17 protein-coding genes are annotated in these 21,303 nt (G+C 42.9%); 11 read left to right on the plus strand and 6 right to left on the minus strand.

All coding sequences use genetic code 11. The features are described from left to right. Positions 1-1,392: 1,392 nt before the first annotated feature. A complete protein-coding gene (locus tag BA1DRAFT_RS19370) occupies positions 1,393-1,662 on the minus strand; it encodes a type II toxin-antitoxin system TacA family antitoxin (protein ID WP_051560863.1) in 270 nt (89 codons plus the stop codon). Positions 1,663-2,139: 477 nt separating this feature from the next. Here BA1DRAFT_RS19370 and BA1DRAFT_RS19375 point away from each other — a divergent pair, with 477 nt between their 5' ends. Then, a complete protein-coding gene (locus tag BA1DRAFT_RS19375) occupies positions 2,140-2,919 on the plus strand; it encodes a hypothetical protein (protein ID WP_235201174.1) in 780 nt (259 codons plus the stop codon). Positions 2,920-2,921: 2 nt separating this feature from the next. Beyond that, complete coding sequence (locus tag BA1DRAFT_RS19380) at positions 2,922-3,317, plus strand: type III secretion system chaperone (protein ID WP_036782552.1); 396 nt, start codon at positions 2,922-2,924, stop codon at positions 3,315-3,317. Between the two features lie 294 nt (positions 3,318-3,611). On the opposite strand, the gene BA1DRAFT_RS19385 is transcribed toward BA1DRAFT_RS19380, so the two are convergent. From BA1DRAFT_RS19385 to argE, 3 genes are all read right to left on the minus strand, one after another. Continuing rightward, positions 3,612-4,190, minus strand: a complete 579-nt coding sequence (locus BA1DRAFT_RS19385) for a YolA family protein (RefSeq protein ID WP_036782554.1) — start codon at positions 4,188-4,190, stop codon at positions 3,612-3,614. Between the two features lie 309 nt (positions 4,191-4,499). Further along, positions 4,500-7,136 carry a phosphoenolpyruvate carboxylase gene (ppc, locus tag BA1DRAFT_RS19390; RefSeq protein ID WP_036782556.1) on the minus strand — a complete coding sequence of 879 codons (2,637 nt, stop codon included), beginning with the start codon at positions 7,134-7,136 and terminating at the stop codon, positions 4,500-4,502. 281 nt (positions 7,137-7,417) lie between these two features. Next, positions 7,418-8,575: an acetylornithine deacetylase gene (gene argE / locus BA1DRAFT_RS19395; protein ID WP_036782561.1), complete on the minus strand. Its 1,158-nt coding sequence runs from the start codon at positions 8,573-8,575 to the stop codon at positions 7,418-7,420. Positions 8,576-8,677: 102 nt separating this feature from the next. On the opposite strand from argE, the gene argC reads away from it, so the two are divergent. The 5 genes from argC to oxyR all read left to right on the plus strand — a co-directional run bounded on the left by argC (position 8,678) and on the right by oxyR (position 14,351). Further along, positions 8,678-9,682 (plus strand): N-acetyl-gamma-glutamyl-phosphate reductase, encoded by a 1,005-nt coding sequence (gene argC, locus BA1DRAFT_RS19400; RefSeq protein ID WP_036782564.1) that lies wholly within the window; start codon positions 8,678-8,680, stop codon positions 9,680-9,682. A gap of 25 nt (positions 9,683-9,707) precedes the next feature. Further along, the gene (argB, locus tag BA1DRAFT_RS19405) at positions 9,708-10,481 is read left to right on the plus strand and encodes an acetylglutamate kinase (RefSeq protein WP_036782567.1); all 774 of its coding nucleotides are present in this window, start codon (positions 9,708-9,710) and stop codon (positions 10,479-10,481) included. Positions 10,482-10,549: 68 nt separating this feature from the next. Further along, entirely contained in the window at positions 10,550-11,764 is a 1,215-nt protein-coding gene (locus BA1DRAFT_RS19410) for an argininosuccinate synthase (protein WP_036782569.1), read from the plus strand. A gap of 152 nt (positions 11,765-11,916) precedes the next feature. Next, entirely contained in the window at positions 11,917-13,296 is a 1,380-nt protein-coding gene (gene argH / locus BA1DRAFT_RS19415) for an argininosuccinate lyase (RefSeq protein ID WP_036782572.1), read from the plus strand. A 149-nt stretch (positions 13,297-13,445) separates the two neighbouring features. Further along, positions 13,446-14,351: a DNA-binding transcriptional regulator OxyR gene (gene oxyR, locus BA1DRAFT_RS19420; protein ID WP_036782575.1), complete on the plus strand. Its 906-nt coding sequence runs from the start codon at positions 13,446-13,448 to the stop codon at positions 14,349-14,351. Here oxyR and sthA read toward each other — a convergent pair. Then, positions 14,343-15,740 carry a Si-specific NAD(P)(+) transhydrogenase gene (sthA, locus tag BA1DRAFT_RS19425; protein ID WP_036782578.1) on the minus strand — a complete coding sequence of 466 codons (1,398 nt, stop codon included), beginning with the start codon at positions 15,738-15,740 and terminating at the stop codon, positions 14,343-14,345. The two genes, oxyR and sthA, sit on opposite strands and share 9 nt — an antisense overlap. A gap of 391 nt (positions 15,741-16,131) precedes the next feature. Here sthA and fabR point away from each other — a divergent pair, with 391 nt between their 5' ends. Continuing rightward, the gene (gene fabR / locus BA1DRAFT_RS19430; RefSeq protein ID WP_036782581.1) at positions 16,132-16,776 is read left to right on the plus strand and encodes an HTH-type transcriptional repressor FabR; all 645 of its coding nucleotides are present in this window, start codon (positions 16,132-16,134) and stop codon (positions 16,774-16,776) included. Positions 16,777-16,799: 23 nt separating this feature from the next. Beyond that, positions 16,800-17,171, plus strand: a complete 372-nt coding sequence (locus BA1DRAFT_RS19435; protein ID WP_036782597.1) for a YijD family membrane protein — start codon at positions 16,800-16,802, stop codon at positions 17,169-17,171. A gap of 64 nt (positions 17,172-17,235) precedes the next feature. Here BA1DRAFT_RS19435 and trmA read toward each other — a convergent pair whose 3' ends face one another. Then, a complete protein-coding gene (gene trmA, locus BA1DRAFT_RS19440; RefSeq protein WP_152544355.1) occupies positions 17,236-18,339 on the minus strand; it encodes a tRNA (uridine(54)-C5)-methyltransferase TrmA in 1,104 nt (367 codons plus the stop codon). 178 nt (positions 18,340-18,517) lie between these two features. Here trmA and btuB point away from each other — a divergent pair, with 178 nt between their 5' ends. Both btuB and murI read left to right on the plus strand, forming a co-directional pair. Further along, a complete protein-coding gene (gene btuB, locus BA1DRAFT_RS19445) occupies positions 18,518-20,377 on the plus strand; it encodes a TonB-dependent vitamin B12 receptor BtuB (RefSeq protein ID WP_036782586.1) in 1,860 nt (619 codons plus the stop codon). Next, the gene (gene murI, locus BA1DRAFT_RS19450) at positions 20,322-21,185 is read left to right on the plus strand and encodes a glutamate racemase (protein WP_036782588.1); all 864 of its coding nucleotides are present in this window, start codon (positions 20,322-20,324) and stop codon (positions 21,183-21,185) included. The genes btuB and murI overlap by 56 nt, the downstream gene beginning before the upstream one ends. The last annotated feature ends 118 nt before the right edge of the window (positions 21,186-21,303 follow it).

The following is a 21,303-nucleotide window of genomic DNA, read 5'->3' on the forward strand; positions in this document are numbered from 1 at the left end:
TCTGTTTTCTGTTTTCTGTTTTCTGTTTTCTTAAAGGCGTGTAATGTAAAAAGGTGAGATCTCTTGTGATGATTCTGATTGGCCTGGAATGGGTCTTTTAGGACCTTAGCTTAAGGTTTGGTATAAATTGATAATTTCGATATCGTACCTGAAATGATCATTATTAATGATTAAACTAAAAAGAAGTTTTAGATTTTACGTACATGTATTCCTGTCTTGTGCCTGATTATAAATTAAAAGTTGTTTATGAAGAGTGTTGCGAAAAATAACTATTTTGTATAATATCCATTGGGTAGAGATAATTATGCTTATTTATATGATATTGTTTAAGTTACTTAGTTTGATTAATTTAATGAGTAATTGAGAGTATTTAAATGTGGAATAACTATTAATTATTGTATAAATGTGAGGAGAGTTGTAAGGCGATTTGGCGTGAAAATCTTTATATCTATTTTTCTGGAGACGTTTTTTCAATTCCAGAATAATATATGGTTATTATTACTTTTATGTCATAATTCAGGGAGGGAATTATTAAAATCTGGGGTGGTTTTACTTTTAATGGTCAAGAATATAGACTTAATCATCTTGATGAATTCGAATTCACTTACATTCAAGAAAAAGAGTGTATTAAGCCGGAGAAGAGCTATAAATTTATTGTTGAATTTGGTCTACATTGTTTTACCCTGAAGCCTAATAAGCGCAAGGGTGAAACCCTTTCTAATTATCCCAGAGATCTCTATTACTTAGATTTTCTAGAAACACGTGTTTTTTGTTTTAAACGATACGTTATGTCTTTCTGCCTTCCAAATATAGTAAAAACGATAAACTCAAGAACTTGTTACAAGACAGGGAAAGGGAATTTTTTTACTATTGAATTCACTAATGACAATAGGGAAATTGTAGACTATGAAATCTATTTCAAAGTGTCACGAGAAAGCCGAGGGAAATTGCGATTATTTGTAGAAAGTGCCTACGTCAGAGATAGTGATCACGGTACGATTCAGCCACAGAAGAAAAAAATAAATTTCTTTGTTATTGCCCACAATATTCAGGTTAGAAAACTTATAAAGTAAAAAACCTCACAATAATGAGAGGTTTTTTACTTTATAACTAAGAAAATTAACTGGGAACTCTTTATAACCGCTCTTGGGCTGGTAACCATTGGTTGGATGAGACGCCTAGCTTCCGCTATCCCGTTCATACGCCTTTTAAAGTATATAGTTAACACTGTATACGCCCTATATTCTACACATATATTGTAAAATATTCTTGTCCATTTCGTGCTAAATAGCTATATGGATATCGACTCAATGCAGATATGGATTTTTATTTTTTCTGGCAATATAGTTTGTGTTGGGTACGTTCTTAGTAGTTTGGATCAAGAAATTCTCTTCAAACACGTTTCACCTTGCGTACAGCATTTATTGCGTTTTGTAAAGCAGCATTGGGGGCAAAAGCGTCATTCAAAGCGGTTGTGAATGCCTGAAAATCCTGAACTGTCATTGTTATGCGAGAGTCTCTACCTAATAGCTCACGTGCTTTCTCTTTAGCTGCTGTGCGTACGAATGCAGCCATTGTTGTGCCCATTAAAGCCGCAGCGTGAGAAATAACTTCCTTTTCATCTGTGTCCATCTTTAAATCAAATCGAGTGATAGCAGTCATTACTATTCCTCTTTAAGTACGGTAAATTAACGTATACGGTATTTTGCTGCATAAAAATTGAGTAAACAAGTTTTAATATTGATTTTGTATCCCCACACTACATTGTCATTGTTAGATTATCTCGGTTTAATAAGTAAAGTCCGCCATAAGCCTTCGTCCAGTATGAACTGTTGTGGTTCAATAATCCTAGACACCTATCCCCGGATAATCCTTCTCCTCTGACATCTAAAACAGATAAAAATCGGGTCACTTTTTTACATAAGCAGGACAGGAAAAATACTAAGATGCCCTTAATTAATTCAATTTATGTTGGAAAAGGTTATGCCAATTTCATCCATCAGCGGTCATGTGCCACTTAGCCAAACGCAAGCTCCTCAGCACACCGTATCTTCTCCCCTACTCGAACAGGGCAACCGCTTGTTTGAACAGTCTGTCCGACGTGGCTCGCTGCATTTCCAGAGCTCGGATCTCAAGCACTTGATCGCCGAATTGCGCCAGTTGCAGAGTGCTCCCAACAGCGCGCAAGCCCAACGGGTGCAAGATGCCATCCAGCACTGGGAGAACCACCACCCTAAAGAGGTAGCAGCCCGTAGCACCCGCCTTGCCGAGCTTAAACAGGCTCTGGCAGAACAAGGCGCTATGGTGCGCACTTTCCAGCCAAAGGTAATGGCAACCGGTCCCCAAGCTATGTTGCAGCAGGCTATGCCAGCTTTACAGAAGATGGGAACTTACGCATGCACTGATGCCGGCACTTTCGTCAGCAAGCAGAATCCTCATTATCAGCAAATCATGGAGAGATTGAAGTCATTCAATGACAACCCGGATCGTCTGAGGGGTAACAACCAAGCCAACATGATGTCCAACATGGCGGCTATCGCTGCTAGACAAGGTAACGTCAGTCTCAACCAACTGCAATCTATCGCCGCCCGTGTCGCCCAAGCCCAAGCGGGTTGCTGCACCACTTTGGCTTATTCTGCGGCAGCCGAACTGGTGAAGCACAATCAAGATAACCAGCAGCGCATTGAGGTAGTTGCTCATCGTGGCTCTAAGGGGCATACCCAGACCCATTGCTTCGTGGTGGTCGGGCGCGATCCCAGCAGTGAACTCAGCAAACCCGAAACTTGGGGTAAGCAAGCACACGTCATCGATCCTTGGGCTGCTACCATAGGTGGTAGATTGCAAGGTACGCCGAGTAATCCTCCGATCGCTAACCTGTGGCCGCCGACTGAATCTGTGTTTGACAACCATAAAGAGTAACCATGTTCAATTCCTTATTATCAGAACTGTGCCGACGCCTTGGGCAGGCCGAAGAATCTCTACATTCGGAGGGACTCGATCTGCTGCTCGGCCCTTTTAGTTTGCATATCCGCCAACGCGATGAGTTGGTAACTTTGTTTATTCCGTTAGGTGATGTCGAACCTTGTTCGTTGGCTACACTGGCCGATTGGCCATCATTGCAACTGAGCCGTAGCGGTGAGGGTGAGACTCTGCTCTGGAGCCGTGAATGGTTGGAGAGGCTGGATGCTGAGTTGTTGGTCAACTTGGTCGAGCGGATGTTACAGCAAGCCAGGAACCTTACAGCTACGGCCCCTATCACTGAAAGCCAAGAATGGCCGACATTCAGTATTCAAGGGAGTTCGTGGCACAAAGTTTAGGCGAAAAACTTTAAGAGATTAATCAGGTGTGTTATTGCAAGCCACGAGCGATATTATTTTGTGCATTCGTTATACCACTCGCTGACTAGTAATGTTATTACTGGGTACAGGTTTTCCTACGGGGGAGCCTGACGGAAATAATTTGTGAGAAATTCACCGAGGTAAACTTTTAAATTAATTTTATATAATTTCCTAATTACGAAGTTAAACCATCGGCGTCGATACCTGTGCGTAAGAATGAACAAGGGCGGTTTCCCGCCCCTCTTAATAGACTCTTAAATGGATTTCAGCAGGTCAAAGAATGCTGATCTGCGTTGACATGGTATTTCGAGGCCAATTAGCAGAAGTGTTCTGGTAGCTGAAGATACCATTTTGGTAGCCATCGAGGCTGTATTCTTTCAGGAAGCCAACCACAATTTGGCCCGCAGCACATGGCCAATTGTATTGCCCGTTTGTAATGCACACTGGTGTAGAAGAGTACAGCGAGTATGGCAGTGTACCGCCGTTCATCCAAGCAAAGGAATTATATCCATAGCCAATTTCCAGAACGGCGGCGCGGAGCTGATATCCTCCGTGATTGCAGTTCGTCACCGGTAAGTTGGAAGTGTATTCCCATCCGCAATTCGTTGAGCCAACGGCATAGACCCACATATTGGTTAGCGGAGGCGCGGCAACGTAAGCTACCTCAGACTTAGTGTTGAGTTCCTTCTCTTCAGCTCGGATTGGGCTCTCAGGATTAGGCAGTAGCTGAGATTGCGCTGCCAGGGCGTTTTGAGCAGTAGAGATCTCCTTCGGTTGCTCTGTTTGGGCATAGGCATTAATGCCAAACAAGGAAGCAAGAGATAACAGCATAGCAAGTTTATTTTTCTTCATTATTGAATTCTCTTAGAAATGGAAAAATCCAATTTTAGGGAAGTGAGCGAAAATCACATTATTAAATTTTATTTATGTAATGATCGAAATTTTTGCGGGGGTGATTGTTTGCTTGCTTAGTCTCACTACGGAACAAAGGTGGATAAATGATAAGGAATGTTTCTTCAATTACCTTTCACCTGGTGAGAACTAACCTCTTTTTTGTTGTCTATTGAGCACATTTCGTGCTGGATTGTTTGGGAAAGATTCCAGCACTGTGCTCAATAATATCACTATAATCGCGCGGAGGTTGTCTCCTCCTGACAGCAACTAACCTGTATTTCGCATTCCTGCTGCGATACCGGCAATGGTTACCATCAACGCTTGTTCAACCTGAGGATCGGGATGCTGCTGTTGACGGGAACGCAGTAATAGTTCTGCCTGTAAGACGTTTAGTGGATCAGTGTAAACATTACGTAGGGCGATTGATTCTGCAATCCACGGTAGATCTGCCATCAGGTGTTCATCTTTAGAAATGGTTAATACCGTCTTAATATCTGCGGAAAGTTGTTCGCGCAGTTTCTGGCCTAACGGCCATAAGTTCTTATCTACCAGACGATGATCATAATACTCCGCTAGCCACAAGTCGGCTTTAGCGAAGACCATTTCCAACATACCAATGCGAGTGGTAAAGAAAGGCCAGTCACGGCACATTTCTGCTAGTACATCCTGCTTCCCATCATTGACAACTTTTTGTAGCGCAGCACCTGCACCTAACCAGGCTGGCAACATTAGGCGATTCTGTGTCCAGGCGAAAATCCACGGGATAGCGCGTAAACTTTCCACGCCACCCGCCGGATGACGTTTGGCTGGACGAGAACCTAAAGGCAATTTAGCTAATTCCTGTTCTGGTGTTGCTGCGCGGAAATAAGGTACAAAATCGGGCTGTTCACGTACATAATCACGATACATCTTGCAGGAAACATCAGATAGGGTATCCATCACCTGATGCCATTCCAGTTTAGGCTCCGGTGGTGGTAGTAGGTTTGCTTCCAGAATTGCACTGGCATATAAGGCTAAGCTACTGATAGTGACCTGTGGCAGACCGAATTTAAAGCGGATCATTTCACCCTGTTCAGTTACACGTAGGCCACCTTTTAAGCTTCCCGGTGGTTGGGAAAGCAGTGCTGCATGTGCTGGTGCACCGCCACGACCGATGGTGCCTCCGCGACCGTGGAACAAAGTCAGCGTAACGCCTTCTTTTTCACAAACTTTAATCAAGGCATCCTGTGCTCGGTATTGCGCCCATGCCGCAGCCATCACTCCGGCATCTTTCGCTGAATCAGAATAACCAATCATCACCATCTGTTTGTCCTGAATCAGAGCGCGATACCATTTAATATTCATTAATTGCTGAATGACATTTTCGGCATTATTCAGGTCATCAAGGGTTTCGAATAGCGGTGCAACGGGTAAGGTGAACGGACAACCGACTTCTTTTAGTAGTAAGTGAACCGCTAATACATCAGAAGGTACTTTAGCCATTGAGATAACGTAAGCGGCAATAGCGTCTTGTGGTGACTCTGCAATGACTTTACAGGTTGCGAGAACTTCTTGCGTTTCAGCGCTTGGTTGCCAGTTATGTGGGATCAGTGGACGTTTTGAGTGTAGTTCATGCAGTAGGAAAGCCTGTTTCTCTTCTTCTGACCAACTGGCGTAGTTACCTAATTCCAGATATTGCGTTAATTCAGAAATGGCGGTTGTATGGCGGGTACTTTCTTGGCGCACATCAATGCGTACCAGCGACAGGCCAAAGCAGCGGATACGGCGCAAGATATCTAATAGCTGACCATTGGCAATGATTTCCATTCCGCAGGTTTTTAGTGACTGATAACAGGCGTAAAGTGGTTGCCAAAGTTGTTCATTATCCACCAGCAGATCAGTTGGTGGCAGAACTTGCTCTCCTTTCAGTTGTTTCTCCAAATAAGTCAATGTATTGCTGAGTTGTGCCCGCAATTTTTTAGCAATTTCTCGGTAAGGTTCCAGAATTTCATCACCACCTGCTAGCTTACGAACTTCGGGTGTACATTCAGACATGGATAGTTCAGAAACCAGAACCTGAATATCTTTCAGGAATAGATCGGCTGCTTTCCAGCGGCTAAGCAGTAATACATGATGAGTCACTTCAGCCGTTACATTTGGATTACCGTCACGGTCGCCGCCCATCCAGGAAGTAAAGCGGATGGGTACCGCTTCAACTGGCAGGCTATAATCAATTGACTCTTCCAGTTGTTCATTAAATTCGCGCAGGAATGCCGGTACACCCTCCCACAAGCTGTTTTCCACCATAGCGAAGCCCCACTTAGCTTCATCAATTGGAGTTGGCCGAATTTTACGGATTTCATCGGTATGCCATGACTGGGCAACTAATTGACGCAGACGACGCATAATGTTGTTACGCTCATAATCTGCCAGATCATCGTGATCGAGTTGCGATAGACAAGTGTTAACTGCCACCAGCTTGTGAATTAATGTACGACGCGCGATTTCAGTAGGGTGAGCTGTGAGGACCAGTTCAATAGACAGCTCATTGACCGCTTTTTTCAGATCGTCGTTATTGAAATTTTTTTCTTTTAACTGGGTGAATAATTTCGCTAACGCAACGGGATTACTGGCGGCTTCACCATGTGGGGAGATGCTGTGATACTGTTCTGCAACGTTTGTTAGGTTGAGAAATTGGTTGAAAGCGCGGGCAACTGGCAATAGTTCATCATTAGATAGGTTTTGCAAGGTAGATAATAGTTGCTGGCGATCTATTTCGTTGCCTGCGCGGGATGATTTGGATAATTTGCGAATAGTCTCGACTTTATCGAGAATATCTTCTCCTAATGCTTCTTTGATTGTGTCTCCGAGCAGCTTACCTAGCATGCTGACATTACTACGCATTGCGGAATATTGTTGGTTCATATGACTCTTGGCCTTTATTGCTGGCAGAATGTTGGTTCTGTTCCTGTAGAAAAATTTTATTTAAGTGACGGAAAGTTGTTTTTTGTGTCGCCACAGTGTTGCATTTACCCTAAACCTTCATATTCATATCAGAAAATCATCAGTTTTGGCGAAATTTCTAAAATTTAATGGCAGGTCACGTTCCATAAGTATTACTTATGCGCAGGAGGCTTGGGGAAGGGGCTTTTGTTGCTAGTTATGATGCTTGAGTCCCCCTGACTTTTGGGGGACGAGTAAAACGATTAATTATTGCTTAGACAAAAATGATCTATTAACTGAGAAATTATCTTTCTGGTAGGTTCAATAAACGACATATCAATAAACTCATCCGGCTGATGTGCTTGTGCAATAGAACCTGGGCCAAGTACCAATGTGGGACATAATTCCTGAATGAATGGTGCTTCGGTACAGTAGTTGACCGTTTCAGCCTTGCGGCCTAGCAGTTTCTCTATCACATCAATCATTTTGTGATCGGTTGGGCATGCATAACCGGGAATAGGGGGATGTAATTCGTTGATAGTCAGACGGCCAGGCCAACGCTGCTTCACTGGTTCAAGGGCTTCATTTAACAGGTCGTTCAGATCCTGTAACGTTAGTCCCGGTAACGGGCGAATATCCATATGCAATTCACAATGGGCACAAATACGGTTTACTGCATCACCTCCGTGAATATAGCCGAAATTCATGGTTGGATATGGAATGGCAAATGCCGGGTTGTTGTAACGCTCTTTTAGCGTATTGCGTAGTTCAATCAAGTGCCCAATAGATTCGTGCATCAAATCAATGGCGTTTATACCACGGTCTGGATCACTGGAATGCCCGGATTGACCAACAATGCGGATAGCGTTCGATAAATGTCCTTTATGTGCGCAGATAGGATGCAATGAGGTCGGTTCACCAATAATAGCGAAATCCGGTCGAATAGTGGTACTTGCGGCAAAATAGCGGGCTCCTGCCATTGTTGTCTCTTCATCTGCGGTTGCCAGAATGTACAGCGGATGGGTTATTCTACTGACATCAATGTCTCGCAATGCATCAATAATAAAGGCGAAAAAGCCTTTCATATCTGCTGTACCTAAACCATACAGTTTGTTATCTCGTTCTGTCAGGGTGAAGGGATCTTTAGCCCAGAGTCCTTCATCAAAGGGGACAGTATCAGTGTGTCCACATAGGAGTAATCCACCTAGGCCACTCCCCAGCGTCGCCAGCAGATTGTATTTTCCGGGGGCCTCGGGGACGGGTTGTATCTCAATCTCGAAACCAATTTCCTTTAACCAACTTGCCAGTAGGTTGATGAGAGATTCATTGCTCTGGTCAATACTGACATCGGTGGCACTGATAGAAGGAGTCGCGATTAGTTGCCGAAATAACTCAATAAATGGAGGTAATTTTATATTCACTGTTGACAGCCTTTATTCATGATAGTATCAATATTCATGCATTTTTTTTGAATAAAAATACATTATCCCGTTTACATACTGAGCACAAGGTAAAGATATCCTATGTTGAATACGCTGGTTGTTGGTGCAAGTGGTTACACCGGAGCAGAACTGGCAGCATATCTGCATCGCCACCCGCATATAAATCTGGTTGGACTAATGGTTTCTGCTCAGAGCGTTGATGCAGATAAATGTTTCTCAGATTTACATCCACAGTATAAAGGCATTGTTGATCTGCCGCTGCAACCGCTGACTGATATTATTAATGTTGCTAAAGGGATTGATGTGGTTTTCCTTGCCACCGCCCATGAAGTCAGTCATGACATTGCGCCGTTATTTCTGGCGGCAGGTTGCATTGTGTTCGATCTCTCCGGTGCCTATCGCATACAAAATGCTCAGATTTATCAACAATACTACGGATTCAAACATAAGCATACTGAATGGTTAGCACAAGCAGTATATGGGCTTGCCGAATGGCAGGCTGAAAAGATCAAACAGGCTCAATTGGTTGCTGTACCGGGATGTTATCCAACAGTTTCTCAACTCTCTTTGAAGCCACTGTTGGAAAATAGTTTGCTAGATACCAGCCATTGGCCAGTGATTAATGCTACCAGTGGCGTGAGTGGCGCAGGTCGGAAAGCCAGTATGACTAACAGCTTCTGCGAAATCAGTTTGCAACCTTATGGAATATTTACTCACCGTCATCAACCGGAGATTGAGGAACATCTGGGAACTAAGGTGATTTTTACTCCGCATCTTGGCAATTTCGTGCGAGGTATTCTTGCCACAATTACCTGTAAATTGAAGTCAGGTGTTACCGCAGAACAGATAAATGAAGCTTATCAGCAAGCATACAAGGATAAGCCATTGGTGCGGCTCTACAACAAAGGGGTACCGGCACTGAAATCCGTTGTTGGGCTACCGTTCTGTGATATCGGTTTTGTTGTACAGGATGATCACCTGATTGTTGTGGGTACTGAGGATAATCTTTTGAAAGGTGCGGCAGCTCAGGCAGTTCAGTGTATGAATATACGTTTTGGGTTTGAAGAAACTCAGGCATTACTTTAATGATTGACATGAAGGAGTAAAGCAGATGGAACCTTTAGTCATAAAATTAGGTGGCGTGTTACTGGACAGTGAAGAAGCGTTGGAACGCGTGTTTACTGCATTGCAGGAATATCGACAAACGCATGAACGCCAGTTGGTTATTGTTCATGGTGGTGGCTGTCTGGTGGATGAGTTGATGCAGAAATTGCAGCTACCGATAGAGAAGAAACAAGGATTGCGGGTAACACCCGCTGATCAAATTGGGATGATTACGGGAGCGTTAGCGGGTATAGCCAATAAGACCTTGTTATCGTGGGCGACTAAATATCAACTTGCATCAGTTGGATTATATTTAGGAGATGGTAATGTGGTCAGGGTTTCCCAACTGAATGAAGAGTTGGGGCATGTGGGGAAAGCGATGCCGGGCGATGCTAAATTGCTGAAAACGCTACTGGATGCAGGTTATATACCCATTATTAGTTCCATTGGTGTAACTGATAAAGGGGAATTGATGAATGTGAATGCCGATCAGGCAGCAACGGCGATAGCTCAGACGCTAGGTGCTGATTTGGTATTACTCTCTGATGTTAGCGGTATTTTGGATGGTAAAGGGCAGAAGATCCCTGACATTAATGCTGAGAAGGCGGAACAACTTATTGTGCAGGGCATCATTACTGACGGCATGATTGTGAAGGTGAATGCAGCTCTAGATGCCGCTAGGACATTAGGTCGCCCGGTAGATATCGCTAGTTGGCGTCATGCAGATCAACTGACCGACCTGTTTAACGGTGTTCCCGTCGGTACTCGTATTCTGGCTTAAATTAAGTTTGATTAATTTTCGGTAAAGCTTTGCTGATGAATAACAACGGAATTTTAAAGGGTAACTTCATGCATACTAAAGATATTAAAAAGATCGTTCTTGCTTATTCTGGTGGTCTGGATACTTCTGCCATTATTCCTTGGCTGAAAGAGCATTATGATAATTGTGAAGTTGTTGCGTTTGTCGCCGATGTGGGACAAAGCCGTGAAGATCTGGAGGGCGTTGAGCAGAAAGCTTTGCGCTCTGGCGCATCAGAATGTCATGTTGTGGATTTGCGTGAGGAGTTCATTAAAGATTATGTTTATCCGGTACTGAAAACTGGCGCTCTGTATGAGGGTAGCTATTTGTTGGGCACTTCAATGGCACGACCAATTATTGCTAAAGCACAGGTTGAATTGGCATTGAAAGTGGGGGCGGATGCACTTGCTCATGGCGCAACAGGTAAGGGGAACGATCAGGTGCGGTTTGAAAGCACTTATACGGCATTAGCCCCTCAGCTAAAAGTCGTCGCGCCGTGGAGAGAGTGGGATTTGCGTTCCCGTGAGGCGTTGTTGGATTATCTGAAAGCGCGAGATATTCCAACCACTGCAACATTAGAGAAAATTTACAGCCGTGATGAGAATGCGTGGCATATCTCTACCGAAGGTGGCGTACTGGAAAGCACCTGGAATGCATCCAATAAAGATTGTTGGGTGTGGACAGTCGCTCCAGAAGAGGCGCCAGATGAAGCCGAATTGGTTAGTGTCACCATTGAGAAAGGCGAGGTTGTTGGGGTTAACGGCAAGGTGATGTCTCCATATCAATGTCTTGAAATGTTGAATGCTCTGGGAGCAAAACATGGTATTGGTCGGATTGATATCGTGGAAAACCGGCTGGTGGGAATGAAATCTCGTGGCTGTTATGAAACACCGGGAGGAACCATTATGATGGCCGCGTTGCGTGGTGTTGAACAACTGGTTCTGGATCGCGATAGCTTTAAATGGCGTCAGCAGCTTGGACTGGAGATGTCCTATGTTGTTTATGACGGACGTTGGTTTGCCCCACTACGTCACTCTATTCAGGCAGCCGCTGAGACGTTGGCTGAGGATGTTCGTGGTGAAGTGGTGCTGAAACTCTATAAAGGTCAGGTGACGGCGATCCAGAAGAGATCAACAAATAGTCTCTATTCTGAAGCATTTGCAACATTTGGTGAAGATGAGGTTTATGATCACAGTCATGCAGCAGGATTTATCCGTCTGTATTCTCTCCCTTCGCGTATTCGGGCATTAAATAGTAAAGAGTAATTTCATTGTTCGTAGTTATGGAGATAATGACCAAATCGTAAATTCATCCTTGTATTTGATTTCTCTAGTCTATTATCTCCATATTGAAAATAAAATTGCTGTTTATAAAAGGTCATCAATCACTCAGACATCAGATAATCAGGAACGAAAATATGGCACTCTGGGGCGGGCGTTTCAGTCAGAAAGCAGATCAACGGTTCAAACAATTTAACGATTCACTTCGCTTTGATTACCGGTTGGCGGAACAGGATATTACCGGTTCAGTTGCATGGTCGAAAGCGCTGGTAACGGTTGGTGTGTTGACCGTTGAGGAGCAACGAAAACTGGAGTTGGCATTAAATGAATTGCTGAATGAAGTTCAGGCTAATCCACAAACCATCTTGCAAAGTGATGCAGAAGATATCCATAGTTGGGTAGAAGGGCAATTGATCAGTAAAGTCGGCGATCTGGGTAAGAAGCTCCATACTGGCCGTAGCCGTAACGATCAGGTGGCGACAGATCTCAAACTTTGGTGTAAAGAATACATTTCACATCTTCATCAGGCAATTGTGGAGTTACAGCAGGCATTGGTGATTACCGCGGAGAATAATCAAGATGCGGTGATGCCGGGCTATACCCATCTGCAAAGAGCGCAGCCTATCACATTTGCTCACTGGTGTTTGGCATATGTAGAAATGCTGGTTCGTGATGAAAGTCGGTTACAGGATACTTTAAAGCGGCTGAATACCAGCCCGCTTGGGTGCGGTGCATTGGCTGGAACCGCTTATGATATTGACCGCGAACAATTGGCATCATGGCTAGGTTTTGCTTCAGCGACGCGTAACAGCCTGGATAGTGTTTCAGATCGTGACCATGTATTGGAACTGCTATCTAATGCCGGTATCAGTATGATCCATCTTTCCCGTTTTGCGGAAGACCTCATTTTCTTTAATAGCGGTGAAGCAGGATTTATTGAACTGTCAGATCGAGTCACTTCCGGTTCTTCCCTGATGCCACAGAAGAAAAACCCGGATGCGCTGGAGTTAATCCGTGGGAAATGTGGCCGGGTGCAGGGGGCATTGACCGGCATGATGATGACGTTGAAAGGTCTGCCGTTGGCCTATAATAAAGATATGCAGGAGGATAAAGAGGGGTTATTTGATGCGCTGGACACTTGGCTGGATTGTTTGCATATGGCAGCGTTGGTGTTAGATGGCATTCAGGTCAGGCGTTCACGTTGTGCAGAAGCAGCTAAACAGGGTTATGCTAATGCGACCGAATTAGCTGATTATTTGGTTGCAAAAGGTGTTCTATTCCGTGAAGCTCACCATATTGTTGGGGAAATTGTGATTATGGCGCTTGCTCAGGGTAAGGCACTGGAAGCGTTGTCATTGGCAGAGTTGCAGAAGTTCAGCAGTGCAATTACTGATGATGTATATGATATTTTGTCTCTGCAATCTTGTCTGGACAAACGACTTGCAAAGGGTGGCGTATCGCAAAAACAGGTCATGAAAGCGATTTCAGAGGCTAAACAGAGGCTAAAATTAAGTTAGTCATTATCAGCAGGGGAGATGAATCTATCCCCTGTAAAATAAATGCGATCTTTATATATAAGTTTTTAATGATTATCTGATAGTCTTTCCCTCACGTTGATATAATTATCTATTGGTAGTTTCTATCATTCATATTAGTTGAGGTGGGAATGAATATCCGCGATCTGGAATATCTTGTGGCGCTTGCGGAGCATCGGCACTTTCGCCATGCTGCTGATTCTTGCCACGTCAGCCAGCCTACATTGAGCGGGCAAATTCGTAAGCTTGAGGATGATCTGGGTGTAATGTTATTGGAACGCACCAGCCGTAAAGTTTTGTTCACTCAACAAGGGATGTTATTAGTAGAACAGGCCAGAACGGTTCTCCGTGAGGTTAGAATTTTGCAGGAAATGGCGTCACTTCAAGGGGAAAACATGTCTGGTCCTCTGCATATTGGCCTGATCCCTACTATTGGCCCATATCTGTTGCCTCATATTATTCCTGGGCTTCATGGTTTGTTTCCTAAGTTGGAAATGTATTTGTATGAAGCCCAGACTCAAAGTTTGCTAGCCCAGTTAGATAGCGGCAAATTGGACATTGCGATTCTGGCAATGGGTAAGGAGACAAGGGCCTTCATTGAAGTGCCATTGTTTGAAGAACCCATGAAACTCGCTATCTATGATGGCCATCCTTGGGCAGAGCGAGAAAAAATTGCTATGGATGAATTGACGGGTGAAAAATTGCTGATGCTAGAAGATGGTCATTGCTTGCGTGATCAGGCTATGGGGTTCTGTTTTCAGGCTGGCGCGAAGGAAGATACCCATTTTCGTGCAACCAGTTTGGAAACTCTGCGTAATATGGTTGCTGCCGGTAGTGGAATAACCTTATTGCCTGATCTGGCAGTGCCACAAGAGAAAAAACGTGATGGTGTCTGTTATCTGGAGTGTAGCAACCCAGAGCCTAAGCGATCTGTTATTTTGATTTATCGTCCTGGTTCACCTCTGCGTGGTCGCTATGAGCAACTGGCAGAGGCTATTAGAGCTAGAATGGGCACTTATTACAGGCAATCAAAATAGCCGGTTCAGGCCATTTAGCGCTGCGACACGATAAGCTTCAGCCATAGTCGGATAGTTGAAAGTAGTATTGACGAAATATTCGATAGTATTACTTTCACCTTTCTGTTCCATAATCGCTTGGCCGATATGAATGATTTCAGCCGCACGTTCTCCGAAACAATGAATACCAAGAATCTCTTTTGTTTCTCTATGGAATAGTATTTTCAGGCTTCCTACGTTCATCCCCGCAATTTGTGCGCGTGCAAGATGTTTAAATTGTGCTCGTCCAACTTCATAAGGCACCTTCATTGCTGTTAATTGTTGTTCGGTTTTACCTACAGAGCTGATTTCAGGAATGGTATAGATACCCGTTGGAATATCTTCAATCAGATGAACTTCGGCGTTTCCTTTCGCCATTGCTTGAGCGGCAATTCGTCCTTGATCATAAGCAGCAGAGGCCAGGCTTGGATAACCGATAACATCTCCTACAGCGTAGATATTTTCATTGCTGGTTTGATAGATCTTATTAACTTTCAGTAAACCGCGGCTATCTGCTTCCAGACCAACGTTTTTCAGCCCTAGAGTATCAGTATTGCCTGTTCGGCCATTAGCATAAAGCAGACAGTCAGCTTTGACTTTTTTACCGGATTTGAGGTGAACGATAACACCGTCATCGACACCTTCAATTTTAGAATATTCTTCATTGTGGCGGATAACTATACCACTATTCCAGAAATGGTAAGAAAGTGCGTCTGACATCTCTTGATCAAGGAAAGCCAGTAAGTGGTTACGAGTGTTGATTAAATCAACTTTTACGCCTAATCCACGGAAGATTGAAGCATATTCGCAACCAATCACTCCGGCACCATAAATAATGACATGCCGTGGTTCATGATCCAGTTTCAGAATGGAATCGCTGTTATAAATACGGGAATGGGTGAAATCAACATCTGGTGGACAATATGGGCGAGAACCGGTTGCGATAATAATCTTATCTGCGCTTAAAATATCGTAGTTATCGTCGGCATAGCGCACACTCACTCGGTGATCATCAATGAATGTTGCTTCCCCGGAAAACATACGACACCCATTACGTTCGTAAAATCCTTGACGCATTCTAGTTTGCTGATTAATCACCATTTCAGCACGGCGTAAGATTTCAGCAAATGAAGAGCGAAGAATGCGAGAGTTATCACTGTACAGAGGGTTTTGGTTAAATTCGATAATACGGCTGACGGCGTGACGGAGGGCTTTGGACGGGATGGTACCCCAATGAGTACAACCACCACCAACATTATTATAGCGTTCGATAACCGCAACGCTTTTACCCTGCTTCACCAATCCCATTGCTGCTCCTTCTCCACCGGGACCAGAACCAATGACAATGGCGTCAAAATGAATATGTTGCATATGAGGAAAGACCTGTTTTTACACAAAATTACAACGCTATATTAACATTGGTTGACTTAATAGCCCAATCGTCATAAGGATTTTATATCTCATTTAGGGTGAATTGAACATAGTTTTGCCCGTTACGTTAATCTGGCGCAAGATTATAAAGCTTTTGGAAAATAAATAATTATCTAACGATCGAAGTGAATTAACTAAAGAGGGAATGCTCTCCTTAATGATTTTTTGACTACGTATAGTCGCCTTTATCATCCTAATATCTAATAAGAAAATGCGCTGAGAAAATGACATTGATCATTATAAATGACATGATGAGCACATCATTACGGCAAACGCGTTAAAATTTGGTATATTTCCTAACATGTAGTTCAGATAAAGAGTCAGGATTCGTGTGAGTAACGTTATCGGCATCAGAGCGAAACAGAAAGAAAAAACTCGTCGTTCACTGATTGAAGCTGCTTTCAGCCAGTTGAGTGCCGAAAGGAGTTTTACCAGCCTTAGCTTGCGTGAAGTCGCCCGTGAAGCAGGTATTGCACCAACTTCATTTTATCGTCATTTTCGTGATGTGGATGAGCTTGGGCTGACGATGGTAGATGAAAGTGGTTTGATGTTACGTCAGTTAATGAGGCAAGCCCGGCAACGTATTGCTAAAGGTGGCAGTGTCATCCGTACATCTGTTTCAACTTTTATGGAATTTATCGGTAATAATCCAAATGCATTCCGATTATTATTACGTGAACGTTCAGGGACCTCTGCTGAATTTCGTGCCGCTGTCGCACGGGAAATCCAACATTTTATTGCTGAACTGGCAGACTATTTAGAACAGGAAAGCTGTATGCCGAGGTATTTTACTGAGGTGCAGGCAGAGGCAATGGTAACAATAGTATTCAGTGCCGGTGCAGAAGCATTGGATATTGATTTGGAGAAAAGACAGCGTTTAGAAGAACGTTTAGTCTTGCAGCTACGGATGATTGCTAAAGGTGCATATTATTGGTATCGCAAAGAAATGAATCCACCGAACCCTAAACTTAAATAACTATGAAGGAGGAGAACGAAATGATGGAACAATATCGCCAGGACAAAAGTACATTGTTACTCGCTTTTATTGTCGGACTAGCAACGAATGGAACGTTTTCAGCAGTTTTTAGCTCAGTTGTTTCTTTTTCAGTTTTCCCATTGATAACACTGATTTTATCAATTTATTGTATCCATCAGCGCTATTTGAATTACTCAATGCCAGATGGGATGCCTAAGTTAGTTGTTGCTTGTTTCCTCTTAGGATTATTTAGTTATAGTGCGATTATTAGAGTTGAATACCCTGAAATTGGCTCTAATTTTCTACCCGCGGTAATAGGTACCGTACTGGTATTCTGGATTTACAGAAAGGTAAAAATTCGCAAAAACCAGGCAATTATAGAAAATAGTCATTAATTGATGCAAAACGCCGGAGAGATAACTATCTGCCGGCGTTTCTGTTTTATATGTTCGTTAAGTATCAGTTTGATTTTTCCAGCAGTACTCCACATTCCATATGGTGTGTATAAGGAAACTGATCAAACAGAGCCAGATGGCTGATTTTATGCGTTTGGGTTAATGTTTCTAGATTATGGCAAAGGGTTTCCGGGTTACAGGAAATATAAAGGATCCGTGGATATGTCTGGACCATTTCAAGCGTTTTTTCATCAAGGCCGCTACGTGGCGGATCGACAAAAATAGTTTCACATTGATAGCTTTTTAAATTAATTCCTTGAAGGCGATTAAATTCGCGTTCACCATTCATTGCTTGGGTGAATTCCTCCGCTGACATGCGGATAATTTGTACATTATCAATCCCGTTGGCTGCAATATTGTATTGAGCGGCCGCAACGGATGGCTTGGCAATTTCTGTTGCCAATACTCGTTCAAAATTTTGAGCTAATGCCAGAGAGAAATTGCCATTACCGCAATAAAGCTCAAGTAAATCACCTTTTGAATCCTTGGTAATATTAATTGCCCATTCAAGCATATGAATATTGACGCTAGCATTTGGTTGGGTGAAGCTGTTTTCCACCTGGCGATAAATCATTTCTCGGCCTGCAACAGGTAGAACCTCATCAATATAATCATGATCCAATGTGATTTTGGTTTTAGCAGCTCGGCCAATTAACTCAATGTCAAACCCTTTATTTCTTAACGCCTCACGCAGTTTTAATGCTTGTTGTGTCCATTCATCACCCAATTTTTTGTGATAAAGCAAAGAAACAAGGATTTTATTATTGCAAGTGGACAGATAATCAATTTGAAATAGCTTATGACGTAAGATCTGTTCAGATCTAATGGAGTCAATTAATTCTACCATCATTTTATTAATTAACTTACTAGCGACAGGGAATTGAGCAAGACGAATACGTTGTTTCGTCTGTTGATCGAACATAATATGGTACAAATCATCCTGTTCATGCCAGATTCGAAATTCTGCTCGCATTCTGTAATGAGATTGCGGTGAGCGGAAAACCTCTGGCTCCGGGGGCTGGAAAGGCTCCATCATGTTTTTTAAGCGGTTGACCTTCTCCGTCAGTTGCTGCTCGTAGCTTTCCGTTGGCAGGAGATTTTGCATTATGTTTGTTCTCTTATATCTGTAGTAAGAAAAATTTTCGTGCGAAATTGTAGGGAAAGAGCAAAGGATGTCCAGTTTTCTTATTATTCATGCATAATCCTGTCTATGCTTACTATTATGAGTCAGTTTCACGCTTCATTGTAGTGTATCCTTCTGATAATAAATTGTGGGATATTTTCTCATGATAAATAAAAATCGGTTTTTATTATCTATTGTTTCAATCGTGGTGATTTCTAGTTGGAATCAAGCTTCCGCTATGGTGGAGTCGCAGGATTCATTGGTTGTGACGGCGAGTCGTTTTAAACAGCCAGTGTCAAGCATACTGGCTCCTTATACTGTTGTAACACGAGATGAAATTGATCATTGGCAGTCAAATAGTGTAGCCGATATTTTACGTCGTCTACCCGGTGTTGATATTGCGCGGCATGGTGGTATTGGACAGCTAAGCTCTTTGTTTATACGTGGCACTCATGCTAGTCATGTATTAGTGCTGGTGGATGGGATACGTTTGAATCAAGCAGGTATCAGTGGCTCCTCTGATTTAAGCCAGATACCTGTATCATTGGTTCAGAAAATCGAATATATCCGCGGACCACGTTCCGCTGTTTATGGTTCTGATGCTATTGGTGGTGTTATTAATATCATCACTACCAGAGAGAAACTAGGCGCTAACCTTAACGTAGGTATCGGTTCACATGGTTATCAGACTTATGATGGCGCGACTCAGCAAAAGTTAGTTGAAAATACAGTCCTGACAGCAGCAGCTAACTATACCTATACCAAAGGATACGATGTTGTTGCTTATGGTAATACTGGTGGCTTTAGACAGCCTGATCGTGACGGTTTTATGAGCAAAATGCTTTGGTTGGGAGTCGATCAAAAATTTAATGAGCAAGTCAGTGGGTTTATTCGAGCTTATGGCTATAACAATAGAACATCTTATGATGCGGATATTAATTGGAGTTATCCATATGCTAGACCGGATACCCGTGAACTTTATAGCCGCCACTATGATACGGGGATCAGATTTAACCGTGGGATCTACTCGTCCCAATTAATTGCAAGTTATAGTCATATAAAAGACTATAACTTTGACCCTAAATATGGGCGCTATGATAAGTCTGCTAGCCTTAATGATTCTGATCAATATAACCTGCAATGGGGAAATACGTTTCAGCTATATCAGGGTATGGTTAGTACAGGTGTGGATTTCCAAAAACAATCGATAGAAGCTGGGACCAGTTATATTCCGAAGAGTGAAACGGTACGTAATACAGGAATGTATCTGACAGCACAGCAACAACTAAAAGATTTTATTTTAGAAGGTGCAATTCGTTCAGATAAACATTCAGAAGCTGGTTGGAATACCACATGGCAAGCCAGTTTAGGTTGGGAATTTATTAAAAATTATCGTTTGATCACTTCTTATGGTACGGCATTTAAGGCTCCGACGCTTAGTCAGATGTATGGTTTTGGTGGTAATCATGATTTGAAACCGGAAGAAAGTAAACAATGGGAAGGTGGTATTGAAGGCGTCACAGGCCAGCTAAATTGGCGTCTGACTGTATATCGCAATGAGATTGAGCAATTGATCGATTATGCAAATAGCCGTTACTACAATATTGGTAAAGCAAAAATTAAAGGTGTTGAGTGGACTGGCTCAATGGACACAGGCATATTTCAGCATCAATTGACGGTACAATATATCGACCCTCGTAATAGTGAAACTAATGAAATTTTAGTTCGTCGTGCTAAGCAGCAAGTCAAATATCAACTTGACTGGCAGCTATATGATTTTGATTGGGGGTTAACTTATCAATATCTAGGGCGGCGTTATGACAACGATTTCAGTACATTCCCGGCTAAACGTGTGAAATTAGGTGGCGTCAGCTTTTGGGACTTAACGGTTTCACATCCAGTCACTTCTTATCTGACAATCCGTGCTAGAATAGCCAACTTGCTTGATAAAGATTACGAGACAGTTTATGGCTATCGCATTCCAGGACGTGAATACTACCTCACTGGGAGCTATAACTTCTGATTTAAATAAAATCGCACGTTCGACAGTTTTAGTGTTTGATTCTGGGGTAGGCGGCTTATCTATTTACCAAGAGATCCGGCAATTATTGCCAGATCTCCACTATATATATGTTTTTGATAACGAAGCATTCCCTTATGGTGAAAAATCGGAAGAATTTATTGTTGAACGAGTTGTTCAAATTGTTGCGGCTGTTCAGCAAAAACATCCTCTGACAATAGTGGTTATTGCATGTAACACGGCAAGTACAGTCAGTTTGCCTGCTCTACGTGAGCGGTTCAGCTTTCCGGTCGTTGGTGTGGTTCCAGCGATAAAACCCGCAGCAAAGTTAACTCGTAATGGTGTCGTTGGATTATTGGCGACTAGAGCAACAGTTAATCGTTCCTATACAAAAGAACTTATCGAAAAGTTTGCTACAGGTTGCAGGATTGAATCTCTAGGCTCTGCTGAATTAGTAGAATTAGCTGAAGCTAAATTGCATGGTAGTAAGGTCTCTTCCGACACGTTAAAAAAGATACTGGAACCGTGGCTCGGAATGAAAGAACCACCTGACACAGTAGTATTGGGCTGTACTCATTTTCCACTATTAGCAGAAGAATTAGTTCAGATACTCCCTGATGGCACACACTTAATTGATTCTGGCGCCGCTATTGCTCGAAGAACAGCTTGGTTGGTTAAACATCAGAATAATCTTGTTTGTACCTCAGCAGATAGTCTCGCTTATTGTATGAAAGTGAATGCTGATACTGATGCATTAATCCCCATTTTGCAGGAATATGGATTCTCAAAACTGGAAAAATTGATATCTTAAGTTAAATTTGATGGAATAATCGTCGGTCGTTAACTTTTTTTAAAATAATTATTGCCAGCGCCAAAGAACTCCCTATAATGCGCCACCACTGACCGACACAACGCTGATAAACATTGTG

This window comes from Photorhabdus aegyptia, assembly GCF_000612035.1.
Taxonomy (GTDB): Bacteria; Pseudomonadota; Gammaproteobacteria; order Enterobacterales; family Enterobacteriaceae; genus Photorhabdus; species Photorhabdus akhurstii.